Below are 22475 nucleotides of genomic sequence, written 5' to 3'. Positions count from 1 at the left end.
ACCCGACCTGCTAAAAGGCTGTTACGCATCATACCTATCTGGTCCGTGCCGGCACTTTTTTTAGCGTCAAACTGTTTGGAACTCTTGCATTCTTCTGGCGAAGGATGAGGCGCCCAACAGCTCAAAGCCAACAGCTAACAGCTTAAAACCAATCAAATGGCTTTCGCAAAAAACAAGAAAATAGTTCAGGACTTCTCCAAAGTCACTATTTCGCTGGCCTCGCCCGAAGCAATTCTGGAGCGCAGCACGGGCGAAGTGGTGAAGCCTGAAACCATCAACTACCGCACGTACAAGCCCGAAATGGGTGGCTTGTTCTGTGAGCGGATTTTCGGTCCCGTGAAGGACTGGGAATGCCATTGCGGTAAATACAAGCGCATTCGCTACAAGGGCATCATCTGCGACCGTTGCGGCGTGGAGGTGACCGAGAAGAAGGTGCGTCGTGAGCGCATGGGCCACATCGAACTGGTGGTGCCCGTTGCTCACATCTGGTACTTTAAGTCGCTGCCAAACAAAATCGGCTACCTGCTGGGCCTGCCCACCAAGAAGCTCGACCAGATTATCTATTACGAGCGGTACGTCGTAGTTCAGCCCGGTACCCTGGCTGAAGAAGGCGTGCAGATTCTCGACTTCCTCACCGAGGACGAGTACCTGGACATCATCGACAAACTCCCCCGGGAGAACCAGATGCTGCCCAACGAGGACCCCAACAAGTTCATCGCCCGCATGGGTGCCGATGCCCTGCACATGCTGCTGGAGCGCATCAACCTGGACGAGTTGAGCTACTCGCTGCGTGACTCCGCTGCCCACGAGACTTCGCAGCAGCGTAAGGCTGAGGCGTTGAAGCGTCTGCGTGTAGTGGAAGCTTTCCGTGACGCTGCTACCCGCGTGGAAAACCGCCCTGAGTGGATGGTAATCCGCATGGTGCCGGTGATTCCCCCGGAACTGCGTCCCCTCGTTCCCTTGGATGGTGGCCGTTTCGCTACGTCCGACTTGAACGACCTGTACCGTCGCGTTATCATCCGCAACAACCGCCTCAAGCGCCTGATTGAAATCAAGGCTCCTGAGGTAATTCTTCGGAACGAGAAGCGCATGCTGCAGGAAGCGGTTGACTCCTTGTTCGACAACTCGCGTAAGGTGAACGCCGTGCGCGCTGAAGGCAACCGCGCCCTGAAGTCGCTGTCCGATATGCTGAAAGGCAAGCAGGGCCGCTTCCGTCAGAACCTGCTCGGTAAGCGTGTCGACTACTCGGGTCGTTCGGTAATCGTGGTGGGTCCTGAGCTGAAACTGCACGAGTGCGGTCTGCCCAAGAACATGGCAGCCGAGCTGTTCAAGCCGTTCATCATCCGCAAGCTCATCGAGCGCGGTATCGTGAAGACGGTGAAATCGGCTAAGAAAATCGTGGACCGCAAGGACGCTGTGGTTTGGGACATCCTGGAGAACGTGCTGAAAGGCCACCCCGTGTTGCTCAACCGTGCTCCTACGCTTCACCGCTTGGGTATCCAGGCGTTCCAGCCGCGCCTCATCGAGGGCAAGGCTATCCAGCTGCACCCCCTCGTTTGTACGGCCTTTAACGCTGACTTTGACGGTGACCAGATGGCTGTGCACGTTCCGCTCGGACCGGCCGCTATCCTAGAAGCCTCTATGTTGATGTTGGCTTCGCATAACATCCTGAACCCCGCCAACGGCGCGCCCATCGCGGTACCGTCGCAGGACATGGTTCTGGGTCTGTACTACGTAACCAAAGGCAAGCGCAGCACCGAGAACGAGACGATTCAGGGCGAAGGCCGTGTGTTCTACTCGGACGAGGAAGTTGTGATTGCCCTGAATGAAGGCCAGCTATCGAAGCACGCCTACATTAAGGTGCGGACGCAGATTCGCGACGAGAACGACGACTTGGTAACCAAAATCGTGGACACCGTGGCTGGCCGCGTGCTGTTCAACCAGATGATTCCCAAGGAGGTCGGCTTTATTGACGAGCTGCTGACCAAGAAGAAGCTGCAGCAAATCATCTCGACGGTGTTCAAGCGTACGGGCATGGCTCGTACGGCTCAATTCCTGGACGACATCAAGACCCTCGGTTTCCAGTCGGCTTACAAAGGCGGCTTGAGCATGGGTCTGGGCGACATCCAGATTCCGAAAGAGAAAGACGAGCTGGTGCTGCAGGCGCAGAACGACGTGAAGGCCGTAACTCAGAACTACCAGATGGGTCTGATTACCGACAACGAGCGTTACAACCAGGTTATCGACATCTGGACGCGTATCAACAACCAAATCACAGAAACGCTGATGGGTCGTTTGGAGCGCGAAAACCAGGGCTTCAACTCCATCTACATGATGATGCACTCGGGAGCCCGTGGCTCGCGTGAGCAGATTCGTCAGCTGGGCGGTATGCGTGGTCTGATGGCCAAGCCGCAGAAGTCGCTGCAGGGCTCTATTGGTGAGATTATCGAAAACCCGATTCTGTCGAACTTCAAAGAAGGCTTGGACGTAATCGAGTACTTCATCTCGACCCACGGTGCCCGGAAAGGTCTGGCTGACACGGCTCTGAAGACGGCTGACGCTGGCTACCTGACCCGTCGTCTGGTAGATGTTTCGCAGGATGTAATCGTGAACGAGCCGGACTGCGGTACCTTGCGTGGCATCGAAACCTTCGCGTTGAAAGACAACGAGGACATCGTGGAGCCGCTGTCGGAGCGTATCCTGGGCCGTGTGACGGTTCACGATATCATCGACCCCATCACGGACGAGGTAATCCTGACTTCCGGTTCGGAAATCAAGGAAGACACGACCCGTCGCATTGATGCCACCGGCATAGAGTCGGTGGAGATTCGCTCGGTACTGACTTGCGAAAGCAAGCGCGGTATCTGCGCCAAGTGCTACGGCCGTAACCTGGCTTCGGGCCGCATGGTGCAGCGTGGCGAGGCTGTTGGTGTTATCGCCGCTCAATCGATTGGTGAGCCCGGCACGCAGCTGACCCTGCGTACCTTCCACGTAGGTGGTACGGCCTCCAACATTGCGGTGGAAGCCAATATCAAGTCGAAGTTCGCTGGTGTGGTTGAGTTCGAAGACGTTCGTACCGTGGCTACCACTACGCCGGAGGGTGTAAAGGGTGCCGTGGTAATGGGTCGCTCGGGCGAGATTCGCATCGTGGAAAAAGGCACTGGCAAAGTGTTCACCACCAACCACGTTCCCTACGGCTCTTTCATGCTGGTAGAGGAAGGTCAGGAAGTGGAGAAAGGCCAGGAGTTGAACAACTGGGACCCCTACAACGCCGTTATTTTGGCTGAGTTCGACGGTACCGTTCAGTTCGACGCCATCACCGAAGGCATTACGTACCGTGAAGAGTCGGACGAACAGACCGGTCACCGCGAGAAGGTAATCATCGAATCGAAGGCCAAGGACCAGAACCCCTCTATCATCGTGCGCCCCGGCAAAAAGGGCGACGCCGAAGGTCAGAAGGGCTACAGCATCCCCGTGGGCTCGCACTTGAACGTGGAGAACAACGATAAAATCAAGGCCGGTCACATCCTGGCTAAGATTCCTCGCTCCGTGGGCAAGACCCGCGACATCACCGGTGGTCTGCCGCGTGTTACTGAGCTGTTCGAAGCTCGGAACCCGTCGAACCCGGCTGTGGTATCGGAAATCGATGGCGTGGTAACCTACGGCACCGTGAAGCGTGGTAACCGCGAAATCTACGTGGAGTCGAAAGACGGTGTCAAGAAGAAGTACATGGTGCCGCTGTCGAAGCACATTCTGGTGCAGGACAACGACTTTATCCGTGCCGGCATGCCGCTGTCGGATGGTGCCATCACGCCTTCGGACATCCTGAGCATTCAGGGCCCCGGCGCCGTGCAGGAATACCTCGTGAACGAGATTCAGGAAGTATACCGCTTGCAGGGCGTGAAAATCAACGATAAGCACATCGAGGTGGTAGTTCGCCAGATGATGCAGAAAGTTGTGATTCTGGATGCCGGTGACACGTCGTTCCTCGAAAACCAGGTGATTGATAAAATCATCTTCATGGCCGAGAACGACATGATTATCGACATGAAAGTCGTGACCGAAGCCGGTGATTCGACCAACATGAAGCCCGGTCAGATTGTGAACGCCCGCAAGCTTCGCGACGAGAACAGCAGCCTGAAGCGCCGTGACCTTGCCCTCGTGCAAGTGCGCGATGCCCAACCTGCCGTTTCGCGTCCGACGCTTCAAGGCATCACCCAGGCTTCGTTGGGTACGGCCTCGTTCATCTCGGCCGCTTCCTTCCAGGAGACGACCAAGGTGCTGAGCGAAGCCGCCATCCGTGGCAAAGCCGACCAGCTCCTGGGCTTGAAGGAGAACGTAATCGTTGGTCACCTCATCCCGGCTGGTACTGGCTTGCGCGAGTACACGCGTCAGGTAGTAGGCTCGAAGGAGGAAATGGAGGCTGCTCAAGCCGCCAAGGCCGCCGAGGAAGTGGTGCCTGCCAAGCGGCCTAGCCGCGCTGGCAAGCGTGAAGTATCGGCTGAGTAAGCTGGCTCTTTAAAGCATGAAGAAGCCGACCGGTGCGAACTGGTCGGCTTTTTTGTTTCTTTGATGCGTGGAACTTATAAGGACCACAGAACTCGTAATTCGGATAATAATTGCTGCCGTAGTACTGACCTTTTACGGATTTGTGGTTTTTACTTTTGGCTATAGTATCTGGCAAGATGAACTTGGCGAAGGCGCGGTTGCTCTTTTTGCTTTCACATCAATAATCTTTTTGCCAGCATCTTTTGCTGCGGTGCGTTCCACAATGGATTATTGGCAGTCCAAGACTAATTAACCCCTTATGCAACCAACCGACCAAAACCCGGACCCCAACGCCATCAACATCGAGCTTTCCGAAGCCATGGCCGAGGGCGAATACGCCAACCTCGCCATGATTGCGCACAGCAACAGCGAGTTTGTGATTGACTTCATCCGCATGATGCCCGGCCTGCCCAAAGCCAAAGTGAAGGCGCGCATCGTCGTCACGCCCGAGCACGCCAAGCGCCTGCTACAAGCCCTCACCGAGAACATCGAGCGGTTTGAAGCTGCTTTCGGGCCTATCAAAATGCAGAACGAAGCCCCAAGCTACCCGATGAATTTCGGCGGCGCGGTAGGGGAGGCATAAGCTGAACCAGAAGTTGTATTTGCGGAAGCGCCTCCATTTTTTAGTGGAGGCACTTTCAATTTTAGGCTAAAACCGACACTCCTAAAATTAACATCCTCACTCTGTTTGCTATTGCGGCGAAATAATCTTACCTTTGCAAGCCAAATTTTAGGGGCAAACGGCTCCAAACAAACCATTCGCTAAATGCCAACCATCAATCAGTTAGTACGGAAAGGCCGTGAGGCTTTGACTACCAAGTCGAAGTCGCCCGCCCTTGATTCGTGCCCGCAGCGTCGGGGCGTGTGCACCCGTGTGTACACCACCACGCCTAAGAAGCCGAACTCGGCTATGCGCAAAGTGGCCCGTGTGCGCCTTACCAACGGTAAGGAAGTAAACGCATACATCCCCGGTGAAGGCCACAACCTCCAGGAACACAGCATTGTGCTGATTCGTGGTGGCCGGGTTAAAGACTTGCCAGGTGTTCGCTACCACATTATCCGTGGCGCTCTGGACACCGCCGGTGTAAGCGGCCGGACCCAGCGTCGTTCGAAGTACGGTGCTAAGCGTCCGAAGCCCGGTCAACCCGCAGCAGCAGCTGGCAAGGGTGGCAAAGGCGCACCCGCTAAAAAGAAATAAATCAGCTAGTAGTGAGTAGTTAGTGATGCGTGGCACCGGAAACGGCGCCGCGCATCCTTGATACTGACTACTCAACATCAACTACCTATCATGAGAAAGTCTAAACCAAAGAAGCGCATCTTGCTGCCGGACCCTAAGTACAAGGAGACGCTGGTAACCCGTTTCGTAAACTACATGATGTACGACGGTAAGAAAAACCTGGCGTATACCATCTTCTATGACGCTTGCGACCTCGTGGAGCAGCGCACTAAGGAGAGCGGCCTCGAAATGTGGCGCAAAGCGTTGAACAACGTGATGCCCACCGTGGAAGTAAAGAGCCGCCGCGTAGGTGGCGCTACCTTCCAAGTTCCGATTGAAGTGCGCGCCGACCGCCGCATTTCGGTGGGTGCTAAATGGATGATTCAGTATGCTCGTCGTCGTGGTGAGAAAACCATGAAGGACAAGCTGGCTGGCGAAATCATTGCTGCTGCCAAAGGCGAAGGTGCTGCCGTTAAGAAGAAAGACGACACCCACCGCATGGCAGAGGCCAACAAGGCCTTCTCGCACTTCCGTTTCTAAACTGGAAATTGGGTTTGGGGTCTTAGGGACTTGGATTTATTTGACGGACTGTTCTGTTAAACGACCCAAGACCTGAGACCCTAAATTTTAAGCCTTAACCAACATCATGGCCGTTAACAAAGAACTTTACTACCTCCGTAACATCGGGATTATGGCGCACATCGACGCCGGTAAGACCACGACGTCGGAGCGTATTCTGTATTACACGGGTAAAACCCACAAAATCGGGGAAGTGCACGATGGTGCCGCCACGATGGACTGGATGGAGCAGGAGCAGGAGCGCGGCATCACGATTACTTCGGCTGCCACGACTACGTTCTGGAACTACCCTACCGATATCAAGGGTGACCCAACTCCGGATACCAAGCAGTACAAAATCAACCTGATTGACACCCCCGGCCACGTAGACTTTACGGTGGAAGTGGAGCGCTCGCTCCGCGTACTGGACGGTGCCGTGGCCCTTTTCTGCGCCGTTTCGGGCGTTGAGCCGCAGTCGGAGACCGTATGGCGTCAGGCTGACAAATACAAAGTGCCCCGCATTTGCTTCGTCAACAAGATGGACCGTGCCGGCGCTGACTTCTTCAAAGCCGTTGCCGAAATCAAAGACAAATTGGGTGCTAACCCGATTCCGTTGCAGATTCCGATTGGCGCTGAAGATACTTTCAAAGGTGTAGTTGACCTGCTGACTGGTAAAGCCATTGTGTGGGACGACAAAACCGAAGGCAAATCGTACGACGAAATCCCCGTTCCCGAGGACCTCGTTGAAACGGTAGCTGAGTGGCGTCAGAAGCTCGTCGAGAGCGTTGCTGAGTACGATGATGCGTTGCTGGAGAAATTCTTCGACAACCCCGATTCCATTACGAAAGAGGAAATGATGGTTGTTATCCGCCAAGCGGTTATCGACATGAAGTTCTCGCCCGTATTGTGCGGTTCGGCTTTCAAAAACAAGGGTGTTCAAACGATGCTGGATGCCGTTATGGCGTACCTGCCATCGCCGCTCGACATGCCTGCCATCATGGGTACCGACCCGGAGACCGGCGCAGAAATCGAGCGTCACCCGGACAACTCGGAGCCTTTCACCGCGCTGGCATTCAAAATTGCTACTGACCCGTTCGTAGGCCGTTTGTGCTTCTTCCGCTGCTACAGCGGCGTGCTGGACGCTGGCTCTTACGTGTTGAACAACCGCACCGGCAAGAAGGAGCGTATCTCGCGCCTGATGCAGATGCACTCCAACAAGCAAAACCCGATTGACAAAATCCAAGCGGGTGACATTGCAGCAGGTGTTGGCTTCAAAGACATCAAAACCGGTGACACGCTGAGCGAAGAAAAGCACCCCATCGTCCTCGAGTCGATGAGCTTCCCCGAGCCAGTAATCGGCTACGCCATCGAGCCTAAGACTCAAGCCGACGTTGATAAAATGGGCATGGCCATCGCCAAGCTCATCGAGGAAGACCCCACGCTGAAAGTAAACACCGACCCCGAGACCGGTCAGACGGTGTTGCGCGGCATGGGCGAGTTGCACTTGGAAATCATCATCGACCGTATGCGTCGTGAATTCAAAGTGGAAATCAATCAGGGTGCCCCGATGGTAGCCTACAAGGAGATTCTCACCAAGAAAGTTGACCACCGCGAAACCTACAAGAAGCAGACCGGTGGCCGCGGTAAGTTCGGCGACATCGTGTTCGAGCTGGGTCCGAAAGAGACCGAGCCCGAAAAGCCCGGCTTCGAGTTCGACAACGCCATTGTGGGTGGTGTTATCCCCCGCGAATTCATTGCCCCGATTCAGAAGGGCTTTGAAGAGGCGATGAAGCAGGGCCCGCTGGCCGGCTTCCCGATTGAAGGCATGAAGGTGCGGCTGTACCACGGCTCCTTCCACGACGTTGACTCGGACGCCCTGTCGTTCGAACTCGCTGCCCGTGGTGGTTTCCGCGAAGCTGCCCGTCAGGCTGGCCCTAAATTGCTCGAGCCCATCATGAGCGTGGAAGTGGTTTGCCCCGACGAATACACGGGTCCCGTAACCGGTGACTTGAACCGTCGTCGCGGTCTGATGAAAGGCATGGACACCAAAGGCGGTGCCCAGTTGATTAAGGCCGATGTTCCACTGTCGGAGCTGTTCGGCTACGTAACTGCACTCCGTACGATTTCGTCGGGTCGGGCTTCGGCTTCGCTCACGTTCTCGCACTACGAGCAGGTGCCGAGCAACATGGCTGATGCCATCATTGCCAAAGTAAAAGGAAGTAAATAATACCGGTCACTAACTTGGTCAATCGGACCAAAACCCCCAATGAACCAGAAAATTCGCATTAAGCTGAAGTCTTACGACCACAATCTCGTAGACAAATCGGCCGAGAAAATCGTGAAAGCTGTGAAGGCCACCGGTGCCATCGTTAGCGGCCCGATTCCTTTGCCGACCCAAAAGGAAAAGTTCACCGTGCTGCGCTCGCCCCACGTGAACAAGAAGAGCCGGGAGCAATTCCAGCTTTGCACCTACAAGCGTCTCGTAGACATCTTCTCGACTTCGTCGAAGACGGTAGATGCCCTGATGAAGCTGGAATTGCCCAGCGGCGTCGACGTAGAAATCAAAGTCTGAGGATTCGATTTCAGTCTTAATTAAGAAAAGCCCCACCGTGATTCGTCGCGTTGGGGCTTTTTCTTAAATTATAATATAGCCAGCACTGCGTCAATGGAATTGGCTAGGGATGCTCGAATTGAACATGAAAATGCCGCAGTAAAGCTTCCAGAAATAGGCCAAGCATTGCAACTATTCAAATTCAATTAGCCGCGTTACAGAGTAAAAACAAAGTCACGGTGTCGAAACATATTAATTCCTTCCCGCATAGCTAACAGCCTCACCTAGAAAATATTTCTAAGTATGGTTGTGATTCCCAAGCCTTTTTTCCTATCTTTGCACTCCCTTAGCGAAAACGGCACTCGGTCGTTTTCTTTTTGTGTCATTTAATCATTAACAGAATGCCTGGCATCATCGGTAAGAAAATCGGTATGACAAGCCTCTTCACTCCGGATGGGAAAAACATTCCCTGCACGCTCATCGAAGCGGGTCCGTGCGTAGTGACGCAGGTTAAGACTATCGCGAATGACGGCTACACCGCCATTCAAATTGGGTACGGCGAGAAAAAAGCCAAGAACACCACCAAAGCTTTGGTTGGTCACTTCGCTAAAGCTGGTACTACCCCCAAGAAAAAATTGGTTGAATTCCGCCTCGATGCCGAATCGACCTACGCCGCTGGCGCAACTATCGACGCTACCCTCTTTGAGGAAGGCGAGTTCGTTGACGTAGTGGGCACTTCCAAAGGCAAGGGTTTCCAGGGCGTTGTAAAGCGTTACAACTTCCAGGGTGTTGGTGGCCAGACCCACGGCCAGCACAACCGCCTGCGTCACCCCGGTTCTATCGGTGCTTGCTCCTGGCCTTCGCGCGTATTCAAAGGAATGCGCATGGGTGGCCGGATGGGCAATGACCGCGTGAAAGTGCAGAACCTGAAGGTGATGCGCGTAGTAGGCGACAAGAACCTGATTCTGGTGAGCGGCTCGATTCCCGGCGCGAAGAATTCTTACGTGGTAATCGAGAAATAGACTAGTACGATGGAACTCGCAGTATATAACCTCAAAGGCGAAGACACCGGCCGCAAAGTGACCCTGTCTGACGCCATCTTCGGTCTCGAAGTAAACGAGCACGTGATGTACCTGGACGTGAAGCAGTACTTGGCCAACCAGCGCCAGGGCACGCACAAGTCCAAGCAGCGCAACGAGGTGCACGGCACCACGAAGAAGCTGAAGAAACAAAAAGGTACGGGCGGTGCCCGCGCCGGCAGCATGAAGTCGGGTGTGTTCGTAGGTGGTGGCCGGATGTTCGGTCCGCAGCCCCGCGACTACGGCTTCAAGCTGAACAAGAAGACCAAGCGCGTAGCTCGTCTCTCGGCTCTGTCGAGCCTGGCGAAGGATGGCAAAATCTCCCTCGTGGAGAACATCGCCATGGATGCTCCCCGCACCAAGGACTTCTTGGCCATCCTGAACGGCCTCAAACTGAACAATGGCAAAAAGACCATGCTGGTTACCGGTGAGGTAAACAAGAACGTTGTTCTCAGCGCCCGAAACCTGCAGAAAGTGACCGTGTCGACGCCCATCGGCCTCAACACCCACGACCTGCTGAACACGGACACGCTGCTGATTTCGGAAGACGGCATGGCTTCATTGGTTGAACTCTATAGCACCGCCGAATAATGAGCACCCTGAAACGCCCCATCGTTACTGAAAAGGCCACCGGCCTCAACGAGAAAGGTCGCTACACGTTCGAAGTGGAGCGCACCGCCAACAAAGTGCAAATCAAGAAGGACATCGAAACGCTGTACGGCGTGACGGTAACCGACATCAACACGATGCGCACCATTGGCAAAATGAAGTCGAAAGGCACCAAAGGCGGCCAGGTTTCCGGTCGTCGTGCCCACGGCAAGAAAGCCATTGTGACTGTTAAAGAGGGCGACGTAATCGACTTCTATAGCAACCTCTAGGCTTCGCCTTAATTCTTCCGCCGCAAAAGCACAACTAGCTAGTAATGGCACTTAAAAAACTCAGACCAACCAGCCCAGGGCAACGTTTCCGCGTTGCGCCGGCGTTCGACGAGATTACCTCGTCGACCCCGGAGAAGTCCTTGATGACTTCCCTCCCCAAATCGGGTGGCCGGAACTCTTCCGGTAAAATGTCCAACCGCTACATCGGCGGTGGTCATAAAACCCAGTATCGTATCGTGGACTTCAAGCGCGATAAAGCCGGTGTTCCGGCTACCGTGAAGACCATCGAGTACGACCCCAACCGTACCGCCCGCATCGCCCTGCTCAGCTACGCTGACGGCGAGAAGCGCTATATCATCGCGCCCGCCGGCATGCAGGTAGGTACGACGGTAGTATCGGGCACGGGCGTAGCTCCCGAAGTAGGCAATACCTTGCCGCTCCGCGAGATTCCCCTCGGTACCATCCTCCACAACATTGAGCTGCAGCCCGGTCAGGGCGCGGCCATGGCTCGCTCGGCCGGCACCTACGCCCAAATCGTAGCCCGCGAAGAGAAGTACGCCACGTTGAAATTGCCTTCCGGCGAAATGCGTATGGTCCTCGTGACTTGCATGGCTACGGTTGGAACGGTTTCGAATGGTGACCACATGAACACCCGGATGGGTAAGGCTGGCCGTAACCGGTGGGCTGGTCGTCGTCCTCGCGTTCGTGGTGTAGCCATGAACCCTGTCGACCACCCAATGGGTGGTGGCGAAGGCAAATCGTCGGGTGGTCACCCACGGAGCCGCAACGGCATTTTGGCTAAGGGCCAAAAGACCCGTAACAAGAACAAGTATTCGGAGAACCTGATTGTGAGCCGCAAAGGCAAGAAGTAATATATGGCACGTTCACTCAAAAAAGGGCCGTACATTGACTTCCGGCTGGAAAAGAAAGTCACGGCACTCGAAACGGCTGGTAAGAAATCGGTGGTAAAGACTTGGTCGCGCCGCTCGATGATTTCCCCGGATTTCGTTGGCCACACGTTCGCTGTTCACAACGGCAATAAGTTCATCCCGGTGTATGTGACCGAGAACATGGTAGGGCACAAGTTGGGCGAATTCGCCCCGACGCGTAACTTCCGTGGTCATGTCGCCAAAAAAGATAAAGGCAAGCGCTAAGATGGAAGCAGTAGCAAAACTCCGCAATGTGCCGACCTCGCCTCGTAAGATGCGACTGGTGGCCGACCTCGTGCGCGGCAAGAAAGTGACCCAGGCCCTCGGCCTGTTGCGCTTCGAAGCCAACATCGGCGCCGAGAAGATTGAGAAACTGCTCCTTTCGGCCTTGGCCAACTGGCAGCAGCACAACGAAGAAGAGCGGATTGAGGACGCAAACCTCTACATCAGCGAAATCTTCGTGGACGAAGGACGCCAGCTCAAGCGCCTGCGCCCCGCCCCTCAGGGTCGTGGTCACCGCATCCGCAAGCGCAGCAACCACGTGACGCTGAAAATCGACACGAAAGTGGAGAAGCTCGGCAAGAAAACCACCGAGCACGCCAAGCAAGTTGGTACTACCGAAAAACCTAAGGCCGACGCCAAATCCTAATTTAATATGGGACAGAAAGTAAATCCGGTTGGCTTCCGCTTGGGAGTTATCAAAGGCTGGGACTCCAACTGGTACGGCGGCAAGGACTTCGCCGAGAAACTGGTGGAGGACGAGAAAATCCGCAAGTACATCAACGCGCGCATTCAGAAAGGTGGCATCAGCCGCATTGTGATTGAGCGCACCCTGAAGCGCATCACCATCACCATCAACACGGCGCGTCCGGGTGTGGTAATCGGCAAAGGCGGCCAGGAAGTTGACAAGATTAAGGACGAGCTGAAGCAAATCACCAGCAAAGACGTTCAAATCAACATCTTCGAAATTAAGCGTCCGGAGTTGGATGCCAAGCTGGTTGGCGAGAGTATCGCCCAGCAGCTGGCCGCTCGTATCTCCTTCCGTCGCGCCATGAAAATGTCGATTCAGGCTGCTATGCGTGTTGGTGCCGAAGGCATCAAGATTCAGTGCGGTGGCCGTCTCGGCGGTGCTGAAATTGCCCGCTCGGAGCAGTACAAAGAAGGTCGTACGCCGCTGCACACGCTGCGCGCCGATATCGACTACGCTTTGTCGGAAGCTCAGACCGTTTATGGCAAAATCGGCATTAAAGTGTGGGTAATGCGCGGTGAGGTGTTCGGCAAGCCCGACCTCTCGCCTAACCAGCAGCTCACCAACCCCGGTGGCGATGCCGGTGGACGTCGTGACGACCGTGGCCCTCGTGGCGAGCGTCGTGAAGGCGACCGCGGCCCGCGTCGTGATGGTGGTGCTGGTGGCCGTGGTGGCAACGACCGTGGTGGCAACGCCGGCGGCGGTGCTCCCCGCGGCGACAACGCTGGTCCCCGCCGCAACGGCCCCGCCCAAGGTGGTGGAGCTGCCGGTGGTGCCGCTCGCGGCCCACGTCGCTAGAACAAAGTCAAGGCATTTCGCTTCGTTTGCCGCTTTGGTGAACGAAGCGAAATGTTCGGCTGTTCGACCCTCTCTCTTACAGAACACTCTCTTTTATTAAAATCAAATGTTACAACCGAAAAGGACCAAGTATCGCAAGATGCAAAAGGGTCGCGTAACAGGCCTCGCCTACCGCGGCAGCTCCATAGACTTCGGTTCGTTCGCTATCAAGTCGCTGGAAGTGTCTTGGATTACGGCTCGCCAAATTGAGGCTGCCCGTATCGCCATGACCCGCGCCATGAAACGCGAAGGGCAAGTATGGATTCGCATTTTCCCCGACAAACCCATTACCAAGAAGCCTGCTGAAGTGCGGATGGGTAAGGGTAAAGGTTCGCCCGAGTATTGGGTAGCCTGCGTGAAGCCGGGTCAAATCATGTTCGAGTCGGACGGCGTATCGCTGGAAGTAGCCAAAGAGTCGCTGCGTCTCGCGGCTCAGAAGCTGCCGGTTCGTACTTCATTCGTGGTTCGCCGCGACTACACGGACGCCGCCTAAGTCATGAAGAACAAGACCGACCACAAAGGCCTTTCCGCCGAAGCGCTGAAAGAGCAAATCAAAACCGAGCAGGCTACGGGCCAGCAGTTGCGTTTCGCTCATGCGATTTCGCCCTTGGAAAACCCCGCCCGCCTCAAGGCCAACCGTAAAAACGTCGCCCGCTTGCTCACCGAGCAGACTCGTCGGAACAACGAGCAGGCCTCTAACCCCGCTTAATTCCGATGGCAACCGACGAAACAACCCAAGACCAAACCGCTGCTGCTGAAGCCTCGCGCAACATGCGCAAGGAAATCACCGGTAAGGTGACAAGCAGCAAGATGGACAAGTCCATCACCGTGGCTGTGGTGCAGAAACAAAAGCACCCCATGTACGGCAAGTTCGTGACCAAAACCACGAAATTTCACGCCCACGACGAGAACAACGAGTGCGGCGAAGGCGACACGGTTCTCATCATGAGCACCCGCCCGCTGAGCAAAACCAAGCGGTGGCGCCTGGTGGAAATTATTGAACGCGCTAAATAATCTAATTCGATGATACAGCAAGAATCCCGCCTGACGGTGGCCGACAACAGCGGCGCTAAGGAAGTCCTCTGCATCCGCGTTTTGGGTGGCACGGGCAAGAAATACGCCAGCGTTGGCGACAAGATTGTGGTGGCCATCAAGTCAGCTATCCCTTCGGGCAACGCCAAGAAAGGCACCGTGAGCAAGGCCGTAGTAGTGCGTGTGAAGAAGGAAGTACGCCGCAAAGACGGTTCGTACATCCGTTTCGACGACAACGCTGCTGTGTTGCTCAACAACAACGACGAGCCCCGCGGCACGCGCATCTTCGGCCCAGTGGCCCGCGAGCTGCGTGAGCGTCAGTTCATGAAAATCGTATCCCTAGCCCCCGAAGTACTCTAAGCCATGGCTATCAAGAAAGCAGACCCCGTGCAACTGCACGTAAAGTCGGGCGATACCGTGAAGGTGATTGCAGGCGACGAGCGTGGCAAAACCGGCGTTATCAAGTCGGTAAACCGGGTGACCCAGCGTGTAACCGTTGAAGGTTTGAACCTGGTGACGAAACACAACAAGCCGAGCGCCAAATCGCCCCAGGGCGGCATCACCAAGATGGAGGCGCCCATGCACGTGAGCAACGTGCAGGCTATCAACCCCACCACTGGTGAGCGTGTGCGCAAAGGCGCTGCAGCGGCCGCAGCTCCGGCTGCTCCTGCTAAGGCCAAGCGTGCCACTGCCAAGAAAACGGCGTAACTGCCCCCTGCATCATGGCCCGTCTCAAAGACATTTACAACAAAGACATCGTACCCGCGCTCCAGGAGAAATTCCAGTTCAAGAGCATCATGCAGGTACCCCGTGTCACCAAAATCTGCATCAACCGCGGCATTGGCGCGGCGGTTGCCGACAAGAAATTGGTGGATAACGGCGTGGAAGAGCTGACGACCATCACCGGTCAGAAAGCCATTGCGACCATCGCCAAGCGTTCAGTGTCGAACTTTAAGCTCCGTGAAGGTATGCCTATCGGTGCAAAAGTGACCTTGCGCGGCGAAAAAATGTACGAGTTCATGGACCGTCTCCTGACGGTAGCCCTGCCCCGCGTACGTGACTTCAAAGGCATCAACGATAAAGGGTTCGATGGTCGTGGCAACTACACGCTCGGCGTGAAGGAGCAAATCATCTTCCCCGAAATCTCGATTGACAAAATCAAAGGCATCTCGGGCATGGACATTACGTTCGTGACCACCGCCGAGAACGACGAGCAGAGCTACGAGCTGCTCAAAGCGTTCGGTATGCCTTTCGCCAACGCTAAAAAAGAAGCTTAATCTCCCGAACTCATGGCTAAAGAATCCATCAAAGCACGGGAGCGCAAGCGCATTGCCACCGTGGCCCGCTACGCTGAAAAGCGCAAGGCTCTGAAAGCTGCCGGCGACTACGAAGGTCTCGACAAGTTGCCCAAAAACGCTTCGCCCGTGCGCCTGCACAACCGCGACATGATTGACGGCCGCCCCCGCGGCTACATGCGCAAGTTTGGCATCAGCCGCGTGCGTTTCCGCGAAATGGCTCTCGCCGGCAAAATTCCCGGTGTGACCAAGTCGAGCTGGTAGTATCCGGTTTCGATGTAAGTTTAAATCCCCAAGTTGAAGCTTTTAGCTTTGGCTTGGGGATTTTTCTTTTATACATCAGATTGCTTTTTTATTCGAGAAACCAATTTTATATATAAATCAAGTAATGTTGTTGATATGAAGCTCATTATGTTATGCATGCTTCTCAGCACAAGTAGTATCTTATTCAGTTGTGTTAAAAAAGAATCGAGAATATATAAAGCAGACATTATTGATGGATGGCAAAGGGTAACGCCTGCACCTAAGAAGAATCGGTTCGGAGGATTTAATCCTAGTTGGATGAATAATTGGTTAGGCATTCGAGAAGTGAATAATCAACTGTTTCTTTAAAGTTATCAGGGTCACCATAGCTTAAAGCTTAAAGCTAGGGGTGATACTCTTACATTACGACAGGGCTGCATCAGTTTTGAGACACCCGCGTCCATAAGCCAAGGACCTGGAGTGGTCAGCGACACCTTGTGGATTCTGCCAAATGGAAAATACGTGAGGATAAATCTGAGTGATTTTGATACGGGTCGAAAAGCATTCATTGATTCAATGGAGTCAAAAAGGGCAAAGAGAAATTTATAACCAAGTATCTGCCGAGCCTTCTGCCACTCCAAGTTTATCCAGGTGCGCGCCGGGTGGGTAGGGGAGTCAATTAATTGAAGCCTAAGTATACTGGTCTGTGCAAAAGGAATTTCCACGCTCCCCTTGCAAAAGCCCTGTAAGCCTGCTACCTTTGCACTCCCAAAACCCTGAGGCTTGCCTCAAAACCATTTGGCAGGTTGCCAAAAGAAACCATTGGCCGGACCGTCGCCGGACGTGCCAAGTAGTCTTAACCGAAATTTCGTTGGTCCCGTTGGGCACCCGGCGAAATTTTCTTATCTTTGCGCTCCGAAAAAAGCGGACGTATTTACTAAATAATGAACACTGACCCCATTGCCGACTACCTGACCCGGGTACGCAACGCCATCAAGGCGAACCACCGGGTGGTAGAAATCCCGGCCAGCAACATCAAAAAGGAAATCACGAAAGTGCTTTACCACAAGGGCTACATTCAGTCCTACCGTTTTGATGATTCATCGGTTCAGGGCACCATCAAAATTGCTCTGAAGTACAACCCGACCACGAAGGCCCCCGCCATCACCAAGCTGCAGCGCGTTTCGACGCCCGGCTTGCGTCAGTACGTGGCCGCCGACAACCTGCCCCGTGTCCTCAGCGGCCTGGGTGTCGCCATCATCTCCACCTCGAAGGGTGTGATGACGGAGAAAGAGTGCAAAACCGAGAACGTGGGCGGCGAGGTGCTGTGCTACGTGTACTAATCCGGAACCGCTTTAGCTAACTCAATTATGTCACGTATTGGTAAACTGCCGATTTCCGTCCCTACCGGGGTCGCTATTTCGGTTGAGAAAGACAACGTGGTAACGGTGAAAGGCCCAAAGGGCACGCTAACCACGCAAGTGGACCGCGACATCAACGTTGCCATCGAAGACGGTACCCTCACGGTAACCCGTCCCACGGAGCAGAAGCGCCACAAGGCCATGCACGGCCTGTACCGCTCGCTCATCAACAACATGGTGCAAGGTGTAAGCAACGGTTTCGAGAAGAAGCTGGAGCTGGTAGGTGTAGGTTATAAAGCATCTTTGGCTGGCACCACGCTGGAGCTGGCTTTGGGCTTCTCGCACAACATCTTCATTGCTCTGCCGAAAGAGGTAACTGCTACAGCCGTTACCGAAAAAGGCAAAAACCCGATTGTCACGCTCAACAGCATCGACAATCAGCTCCTGGGTCAGGTAGCCGCTAAAATTCGTTCGTTGCGTAAAGTCGAGCCTTATAAAGGCAAAGGTGTACGCTTCGTGGGCGAAATCATCCGTCGCAAAGCTGGTAAAACGGCCTCTAAATAAGTTCGTATCATGGCATTTGATAAGGCACAACGCCGCAAGCGGATTCAGCGCATCATCCGTACCAAGGTGGCTGGCACGTCCGAGCGGCCGCGGCTCTCGGTGTTCCGTAGCAACACGGGCATCTACGCTCAGATTATCGACGACACCACCGGCCGCACGCTGGCGGCTGCTACGTCGAAAAAAGTAACCGCCGAAGGCGGCAATGGCGTGGCTTTGGCCGCCGCCGTAGGTCGGCAGGTTGCCGCCGTTGCTCTGGAGAAGGGTATTACCAAAGTGGTGTTTGACCGCTCAGGTTACCTCTACCACGGTCGCGTTAAATCATTGGCTGAAGGTGCTCGCGAAGGCGGCCTCAATTTCTAAACTATCATGGCGCAAGAACGCGACACTAATCGTCCTGGCGGAGACCGTCAGCGCAGCAACGACCGCGACCGGAACAAGGACAACTCCCGCATGGGGGCTGATTCCGACTTCAAAGAAAAAGTAGTAGCCATCAACCGCGTAGCGAAGGTGGTGAAAGGCGGTCGCCGCTTTAGCTTCTCTGCCATCGTGGTAGTAGGCGACGGCAACGGCAATGTAGGCTACGGCCTCGGCAAAGCCAACGAAGTAACTGACGCCATTGCCAAAGGCATTGACGACGCTAAGAAGAACGTAGTGAAAGTACCCATGTACAAGCACACCGTTCCTCACCTCATGGAAGGCCGCTACGGAGGTGGTTTCGTGCTCATCCAGCCCGCAGCGGCTGGTACGGGTGTAATCGCCGGCGGTGCAATGCGCGCCGTGTTCGAGAGCGCTGGTATCAAGGATGTGTTGGCGAAGTCGAAAGGCTCGTCGAACCCCCACAACGTGGTAAAGGCTACCTTTGCTGCCTTGGCCAAAATGCGTGACCCGTTGCAAATCGCACAGGCACGTGGTATCTCTCTTGCCCGCGTTTTTAACGGTTAATTGACATGGCACAAATTCAAGTAAAGCTCGTGCGCAGCGCCATTGACCGCCCCGAGCGTCAAAAGCGCACCGTTCAGTCCCTCGGCCTGAACAAAATGAACAGCACCGCGCAGCACGAAGTAAACCCGTCCATCATGGGCATGGTGAACAGCGTGAAGCACCTGCTAGAAGTAACCGAACTGTAAGACTATTATCGTCATGCTCAATCTCAGCAATTTATCGCCCGCCTACGGCTCGACTAAAAACGAGAAGCGGATTGGCCGGGGCGAAGGCTCCACGCGCGGTGGCACGTCGACCCGTGGTCACAAAGGCGCCAAGTCGCGTTCGGGCTACAAGCGCAAGTCCGGCTTTGAAGGTGGCCAGATGCCCCTCCAGCGCCGTGTGCCTAAGTTTGGCTTCACCAACATCAACCGTGTAGAGTATAAAGCCATCAACCTTGATGCGCTTGCTACCCTGCTCGAGAAGAACAGCGCCACCACCATGGATGCCGCTTACTTCATCGCCAACGGTCTGGTTTCGAAAAATGCCAAAATCAAAATCCTCGGTCGTGGTGAAGTAACCACTGCCTTGGAGGTTCACGCCCATGCATTCTCAAAGTCGGCTGTAGAAGCCATTGAGAAGGCCGGCGGCAAAGCCGTAACGCTCTAAAGCCTACCTTCGGCAATGAATAAGTTTATCGAGTCGATAAAGAACATCTTTCGTATTGAGGATTTGCGTACGCGAATCCTCAATACGCTTTTCTTCATTGCCATCTATCGCCTCGGCGTTTACGTGGTGTTGCCGGGTGTAGACCCGACTCGCCTTAAGACGGGTGCCGAAGGTTTGTTTGGCATTCTGGATACCCTCCTCGGAGGTGCATTCAGCAACGCGTCCATTTTCGCGTTGGGCATCATGCCGTACATCTCCGCCAGCATTGTGTTGCAACTGCTCACTATTGCTGTTCCTTACTTCCAGAAATTGCAGAAGGAGGGAGAGTCGGGCCGTAAGAAAATCAATCAGTACACGCGCATTCTCACAATCCCAATTGTGTTGGCTCAGTCGGTTGGCTTTATTGCTACCATCAACGCGGATGCCATCATCAATCCGGGCACGTTCTTCACCGTGTCGACCATGATTATCATCACAGCCGGTACATTGTTCTGCATGTGGCTGGGTGAGAAAATCACGGATAAAGGCATCGGCAACGGTATATCAATGCTCATCATGATTGGCATTGTGTCGCGTCTGCCCGGTGCTATTATCGGTGAGGCAGTTGCGAAAGGAGTTAACAAGTCACTCATCTTCCTTCTGGAAATGGTGGTTCTGTTCCTTGTCGTGATGGCCGTAATCGTGCTAACCCAGGCTGTTCGTCGTATTGCGGTGCAGTATGCCAAGCAGGTAGGCGGTACTACGCAGTTGGATGCCCAGCGTCAGTTTATTCCCCTCAAGGTGAATGCGGCTGGAGTAATGCCCATCATTTTCGCTCAGTCGTTGATGTTCGTGCCGGCCATTGTGGCTTCGGTATGGCAAAACCAGAGCGACATGGCAAGCTACATCGGTGTGAAGTTCTCGGATTACACGTCGTGGCAGTACAATCTGACTTTTGCATTGCTCATCATCATCTTTACTTACTTCTATACAGCCATCAGCGTCAATCCTAACCAGATTGCCGATGACCTGAAGCGTAGCGGGGGCTTTGTGCCAGGTGTGAAGCCAGGTCGGGATACGTCGGAATTCATCGATGAAATCCTGACCCGTGTTACGCTGCCCGGTGCTGTTGCTCTTGCACTGATTGCAATTTTCCCTGCTATTGCTTTGTTGCTTGGCGTTACGCGTCCTTTCTCGGCTTTCTATGGCGGTACATCGCTCATCATTATGGTGGGTGTGGTGCTTGATACGGTAAACCAAGTGCAGAGCTACTTACTCATGCAACACTACGATGGCATGATGAAATCAGGCAAGCTGCGCGGTCGCACAGCCCAGCCTATTTCGGTGGCCTCGTAAACCAATCATGGCAAGCGGAAGCATTCAGTATAAAACCGAAGAACAGATTGACCTTATTCGGGCCAGCGCCTTGGTGCTGGCTAAGGCCCATGGCGAAGTCGCGGGCATGGTGAAGGAAGGAGTAACGACGCGACAGCTTGACAAGCGTGCGGAAGAATTCATCCGGGACCACGGCGGGGTACCTTCTTTCAAAGGTTATAATAAGTTTCCCTTCAGCCTGTGCCTTTCACCGAATTCGGTGGTGGTGCACGGGTTCGCTACCGATGAGCCCCTCAAAAGTGGCGATATCTTGACGGTGGATGGTGGGGTTTTTCTTAATGGTTTTCATTCAGACAGTGCTTATACCTACTCAATCGGGGAGGTAGAGCCGGAAGTATTGGCTCTGCTGCGGGAAACCAAAGCAGCGCTGTACAAAGGCATTGAACAAGCTGTGAGTGGTAACCGCGTGGGCGATATTAGCTTTGCAATCCAGAACCATGTGGCCCCGATGGGCTACGGGGTGGTGCGTGAGCTGGTTGGCCACGGAGTTGGCGCTAAGTTGCACGAGAAGCCCGAGGTGCCGAATTACGGCAAACGGGGTTCCGGGCCGCTCTTGCAAACCGGGTTAGTGATTGCCATTGAACCAATGGTGAACCTGGGCAAGAAGGACGTGGTACAGGAAGCGGATGGCTGGACTATCCGCACTAAGGACCGTAAGCCTTCAGCTCACTTCGAGCACACCGTAGTAGTTAGAAAAGATAAGGCGGAGATTCTCACCTCCTTTGAGTACATAGAAAAAGCATTGCAGCAGTAGCCCTTATGGCAAAACAAGCCTCGATTGAGCAGGACGGTACCATCCTCGAAGCCCTTTCCAACGCCATGTTCCGCGTGGAATTGGAAAACGGCCACCAGTTGATTGCCCACATCTCGGGCAAGATGCGGATGCACTACATTAAGATTCTGCCCGGCGACAAGGTGAAACTGGAAATGTCTCCCTACGACTTGTCGAAGGGCCGCATCAAGTATCGTTATAAATAAACCCGTTTTCCTTCACAGGTCATGAAAGTAAAAACCTCGGTGAAAAAGCGTAGCGTGGACTGCAAATTGGTCCGCCGTAATGGCAAGCTCTACGTCATCAACAAGAAAAACCCCCGCTTTAAGCAACGCCAGGGTTAATCCTATTTTAGAACCCCGGAACCTTGGGTACTGAGGAGTTGGTTAATCCTTCTTCCCGCCTTCCAAGCAGTTGCCGGGTTTCTGTCCGCAAACACATAACCACACAAAATGGCTCGTATCGCAGGGGTTGATATCCCGGACAACAAGCGCGGCGAAATCGCCCTGACTTATATCTTTGGCATTGGCCGGAGCAATTCTCAGAAAATTCTGGTGAAAGCCGGGGTTGACATCAACAAGAAGGTAAAGGACTGGACCGACGAGGAGTCGGGCGCTATCCGTGCCATCATTGCTGCTGAGCACAAGACCGAGGGCGTTCTGCGCTCGGAAGTAACCACCAACATCAAGCGTTTGATGGACATTGGTTGCTACCGTGGCTTGCGTCACCGCAAAGGCCTTCCAGTTCGTGGTCAGCGCACCAAGAACAACTCGCGTACCCGCAAGGGCAAGCGGAAGACGGTGGCCGGCAAGAAGAAGGCAACCAAATAATCTCACACGGGAATCGGCGCTGGCGGCTGCGAGTAATACACTTGCGCGGCCAGCGCCAACACCTCCCGCA

Annotated in this window: 31 protein-coding genes; all 31 read left to right on the top strand. The window is 54.4% G+C overall.

Annotated features, from left to right (window positions below; all coding sequences use genetic code 11):
* Window positions 1-156 precede the first annotated feature (156 nt).
* Window positions 157-4509 (top strand): DNA-directed RNA polymerase subunit beta', encoded by a 4353-nt coding sequence (rpoC, locus tag I2I05_RS15315; protein ID WP_196283136.1) that lies wholly within the window; start codon window positions 157-159, stop codon window positions 4507-4509.
* A gap of 298 nt (window positions 4510-4807) precedes the next feature.
* Entirely contained in the window at window positions 4808-5131 is a 324-nt protein-coding gene (locus tag I2I05_RS15310) for a DUF3467 domain-containing protein (protein WP_035567389.1), read from the top strand.
* A gap of 183 nt (window positions 5132-5314) precedes the next feature.
* Window positions 5315-5746, top strand: coding sequence for a 30S ribosomal protein S12 (gene rpsL / locus I2I05_RS15305; protein ID WP_068191715.1), 432 nt, complete (start codon window positions 5315-5317; stop codon window positions 5744-5746).
* A gap of 90 nt (window positions 5747-5836) precedes the next feature.
* Complete coding sequence (rpsG, locus tag I2I05_RS15300) at window positions 5837-6304, top strand: 30S ribosomal protein S7 (protein WP_035567919.1); 468 nt, start codon at window positions 5837-5839, stop codon at window positions 6302-6304.
* 106 nt (window positions 6305-6410) lie between these two features.
* Window positions 6411-8549, top strand: coding sequence for an elongation factor G (fusA, locus tag I2I05_RS15295; RefSeq protein ID WP_196283135.1), 2139 nt, complete (start codon window positions 6411-6413; stop codon window positions 8547-8549).
* Window positions 8550-8588: 39 nt separating this feature from the next.
* Window positions 8589-8894: a 30S ribosomal protein S10 gene (rpsJ, locus tag I2I05_RS15290; protein WP_035567915.1), complete on the top strand. Its 306-nt coding sequence runs from the start codon at window positions 8589-8591 to the stop codon at window positions 8892-8894.
* A gap of 380 nt (window positions 8895-9274) precedes the next feature.
* Window positions 9275-9895 carry a 50S ribosomal protein L3 gene (gene rplC / locus I2I05_RS15285; RefSeq protein ID WP_068191721.1) on the top strand — a complete coding sequence of 207 codons (621 nt, stop codon included), beginning with the start codon at window positions 9275-9277 and terminating at the stop codon, window positions 9893-9895.
* Window positions 9896-9904: 9 nt separating this feature from the next.
* The gene (rplD, locus tag I2I05_RS15280; RefSeq protein ID WP_196283134.1) at window positions 9905-10543 is read left to right on the top strand and encodes a 50S ribosomal protein L4; all 639 of its coding nucleotides are present in this window, start codon (window positions 9905-9907) and stop codon (window positions 10541-10543) included.
* Window positions 10543-10830 carry a 50S ribosomal protein L23 gene (rplW, locus tag I2I05_RS15275; protein ID WP_196283133.1) on the top strand — a complete coding sequence of 96 codons (288 nt, stop codon included), beginning with the start codon at window positions 10543-10545 and terminating at the stop codon, window positions 10828-10830. Before rplD ends, rplW begins: the two co-directional genes overlap by 1 nt.
* Window positions 10831-10874: 44 nt before the next feature.
* Window positions 10875-11702: a 50S ribosomal protein L2 gene (gene rplB / locus I2I05_RS15270; protein ID WP_196283132.1), complete on the top strand. Its 828-nt coding sequence runs from the start codon at window positions 10875-10877 to the stop codon at window positions 11700-11702.
* 3 nt (window positions 11703-11705) lie between these two features.
* The gene (rpsS, locus tag I2I05_RS15265; protein WP_068191730.1) at window positions 11706-11984 is read left to right on the top strand and encodes a 30S ribosomal protein S19; all 279 of its coding nucleotides are present in this window, start codon (window positions 11706-11708) and stop codon (window positions 11982-11984) included.
* Window positions 11953-12408, top strand: coding sequence for a 50S ribosomal protein L22 (gene rplV, locus I2I05_RS15260; protein ID WP_230688359.1), 456 nt, complete (start codon window positions 11953-11955; stop codon window positions 12406-12408). The genes rpsS and rplV overlap by 32 nt, the downstream gene beginning before the upstream one ends.
* Before the next feature lie 6 nt (window positions 12409-12414).
* Window positions 12415-13305 carry a 30S ribosomal protein S3 gene (gene rpsC / locus I2I05_RS15255; protein ID WP_092676431.1) on the top strand — a complete coding sequence of 297 codons (891 nt, stop codon included), beginning with the start codon at window positions 12415-12417 and terminating at the stop codon, window positions 13303-13305.
* A gap of 106 nt (window positions 13306-13411) precedes the next feature.
* Window positions 13412-13837, top strand: coding sequence for a 50S ribosomal protein L16 (gene rplP / locus I2I05_RS15250; RefSeq protein ID WP_035567899.1), 426 nt, complete (start codon window positions 13412-13414; stop codon window positions 13835-13837).
* A gap of 3 nt (window positions 13838-13840) precedes the next feature.
* On the top strand, window positions 13841-14053 hold the full coding sequence (rpmC, locus tag I2I05_RS15245) for a 50S ribosomal protein L29 (RefSeq protein WP_196283131.1): 213 nt from the start codon (window positions 13841-13843) through the stop codon (window positions 14051-14053).
* Window positions 14054-14058: 5 nt separating this feature from the next.
* The gene (gene rpsQ / locus I2I05_RS15240; RefSeq protein WP_196283130.1) at window positions 14059-14358 is read left to right on the top strand and encodes a 30S ribosomal protein S17; all 300 of its coding nucleotides are present in this window, start codon (window positions 14059-14061) and stop codon (window positions 14356-14358) included.
* Window positions 14359-14367: 9 nt separating this feature from the next.
* Window positions 14368-14736, top strand: coding sequence for a 50S ribosomal protein L14 (gene rplN, locus I2I05_RS15235; RefSeq protein ID WP_035567895.1), 369 nt, complete (start codon window positions 14368-14370; stop codon window positions 14734-14736).
* Window positions 14737-14739: 3 nt separating this feature from the next.
* Window positions 14740-15084, top strand: a complete 345-nt coding sequence (rplX, locus tag I2I05_RS15230) for a 50S ribosomal protein L24 (RefSeq protein WP_196283129.1) — start codon at window positions 14740-14742, stop codon at window positions 15082-15084.
* A 14-nt stretch (window positions 15085-15098) separates the two neighbouring features.
* A complete protein-coding gene (gene rplE / locus I2I05_RS15225; RefSeq protein WP_196283128.1) occupies window positions 15099-15653 on the top strand; it encodes a 50S ribosomal protein L5 in 555 nt (184 codons plus the stop codon).
* 12 nt (window positions 15654-15665) lie between these two features.
* Complete coding sequence (rpsN, locus tag I2I05_RS15220; RefSeq protein ID WP_035567891.1) at window positions 15666-15935, top strand: 30S ribosomal protein S14; 270 nt, start codon at window positions 15666-15668, stop codon at window positions 15933-15935.
* 923 nt (window positions 15936-16858) lie between these two features.
* On the top strand, window positions 16859-17257 hold the full coding sequence (rpsH, locus tag I2I05_RS15215; RefSeq protein WP_068191741.1) for a 30S ribosomal protein S8: 399 nt from the start codon (window positions 16859-16861) through the stop codon (window positions 17255-17257).
* Between the two features lie 27 nt (window positions 17258-17284).
* Complete coding sequence (gene rplF, locus I2I05_RS15210; RefSeq protein ID WP_196283127.1) at window positions 17285-17839, top strand: 50S ribosomal protein L6; 555 nt, start codon at window positions 17285-17287, stop codon at window positions 17837-17839.
* Between the two features lie 9 nt (window positions 17840-17848).
* Entirely contained in the window at window positions 17849-18199 is a 351-nt protein-coding gene (gene rplR / locus I2I05_RS15205) for a 50S ribosomal protein L18 (protein ID WP_196283126.1), read from the top strand.
* Between the two features lie 90 nt (window positions 18200-18289).
* On the top strand, window positions 18290-18781 hold the full coding sequence (rpsE, locus tag I2I05_RS15200) for a 30S ribosomal protein S5 (protein ID WP_035567955.1): 492 nt from the start codon (window positions 18290-18292) through the stop codon (window positions 18779-18781).
* A gap of 5 nt (window positions 18782-18786) precedes the next feature.
* Window positions 18787-18966 (top strand): 50S ribosomal protein L30, encoded by a 180-nt coding sequence (gene rpmD / locus I2I05_RS15195; RefSeq protein ID WP_092676456.1) that lies wholly within the window; start codon window positions 18787-18789, stop codon window positions 18964-18966.
* 13 nt (window positions 18967-18979) lie between these two features.
* Window positions 18980-19429: a 50S ribosomal protein L15 gene (gene rplO / locus I2I05_RS15190; RefSeq protein WP_196283125.1), complete on the top strand. Its 450-nt coding sequence runs from the start codon at window positions 18980-18982 to the stop codon at window positions 19427-19429.
* A gap of 15 nt (window positions 19430-19444) precedes the next feature.
* Entirely contained in the window at window positions 19445-20764 is a 1320-nt protein-coding gene (gene secY / locus I2I05_RS15185; protein ID WP_196283124.1) for a preprotein translocase subunit SecY, read from the top strand.
* Between the two features lie 7 nt (window positions 20765-20771).
* Window positions 20772-21557 (top strand): type I methionyl aminopeptidase, encoded by a 786-nt coding sequence (gene map / locus I2I05_RS15180; protein WP_196283123.1) that lies wholly within the window; start codon window positions 20772-20774, stop codon window positions 21555-21557.
* Between the two features lie 5 nt (window positions 21558-21562).
* The gene (gene infA / locus I2I05_RS15175) at window positions 21563-21781 is read left to right on the top strand and encodes a translation initiation factor IF-1 (protein ID WP_035567874.1); all 219 of its coding nucleotides are present in this window, start codon (window positions 21563-21565) and stop codon (window positions 21779-21781) included.
* A gap of 21 nt (window positions 21782-21802) precedes the next feature.
* The gene (gene rpmJ / locus I2I05_RS15170; RefSeq protein ID WP_046246595.1) at window positions 21803-21919 is read left to right on the top strand and encodes a 50S ribosomal protein L36; all 117 of its coding nucleotides are present in this window, start codon (window positions 21803-21805) and stop codon (window positions 21917-21919) included.
* Between the two features lie 108 nt (window positions 21920-22027).
* Entirely contained in the window at window positions 22028-22405 is a 378-nt protein-coding gene (gene rpsM / locus I2I05_RS15165; protein ID WP_046246596.1) for a 30S ribosomal protein S13, read from the top strand.
* Window positions 22406-22475 lie beyond the last annotated feature (70 nt).

Source organism: Hymenobacter jeongseonensis, assembly GCF_015694725.1.
GTDB lineage: Bacteria > Bacteroidota > Bacteroidia > Cytophagales > Hymenobacteraceae > Hymenobacter > Hymenobacter jeongseonensis.
The sequence above is the reverse complement of the archived record's forward strand: the minus strand, read 5'-3'. Positions and strand labels throughout refer to the sequence as shown.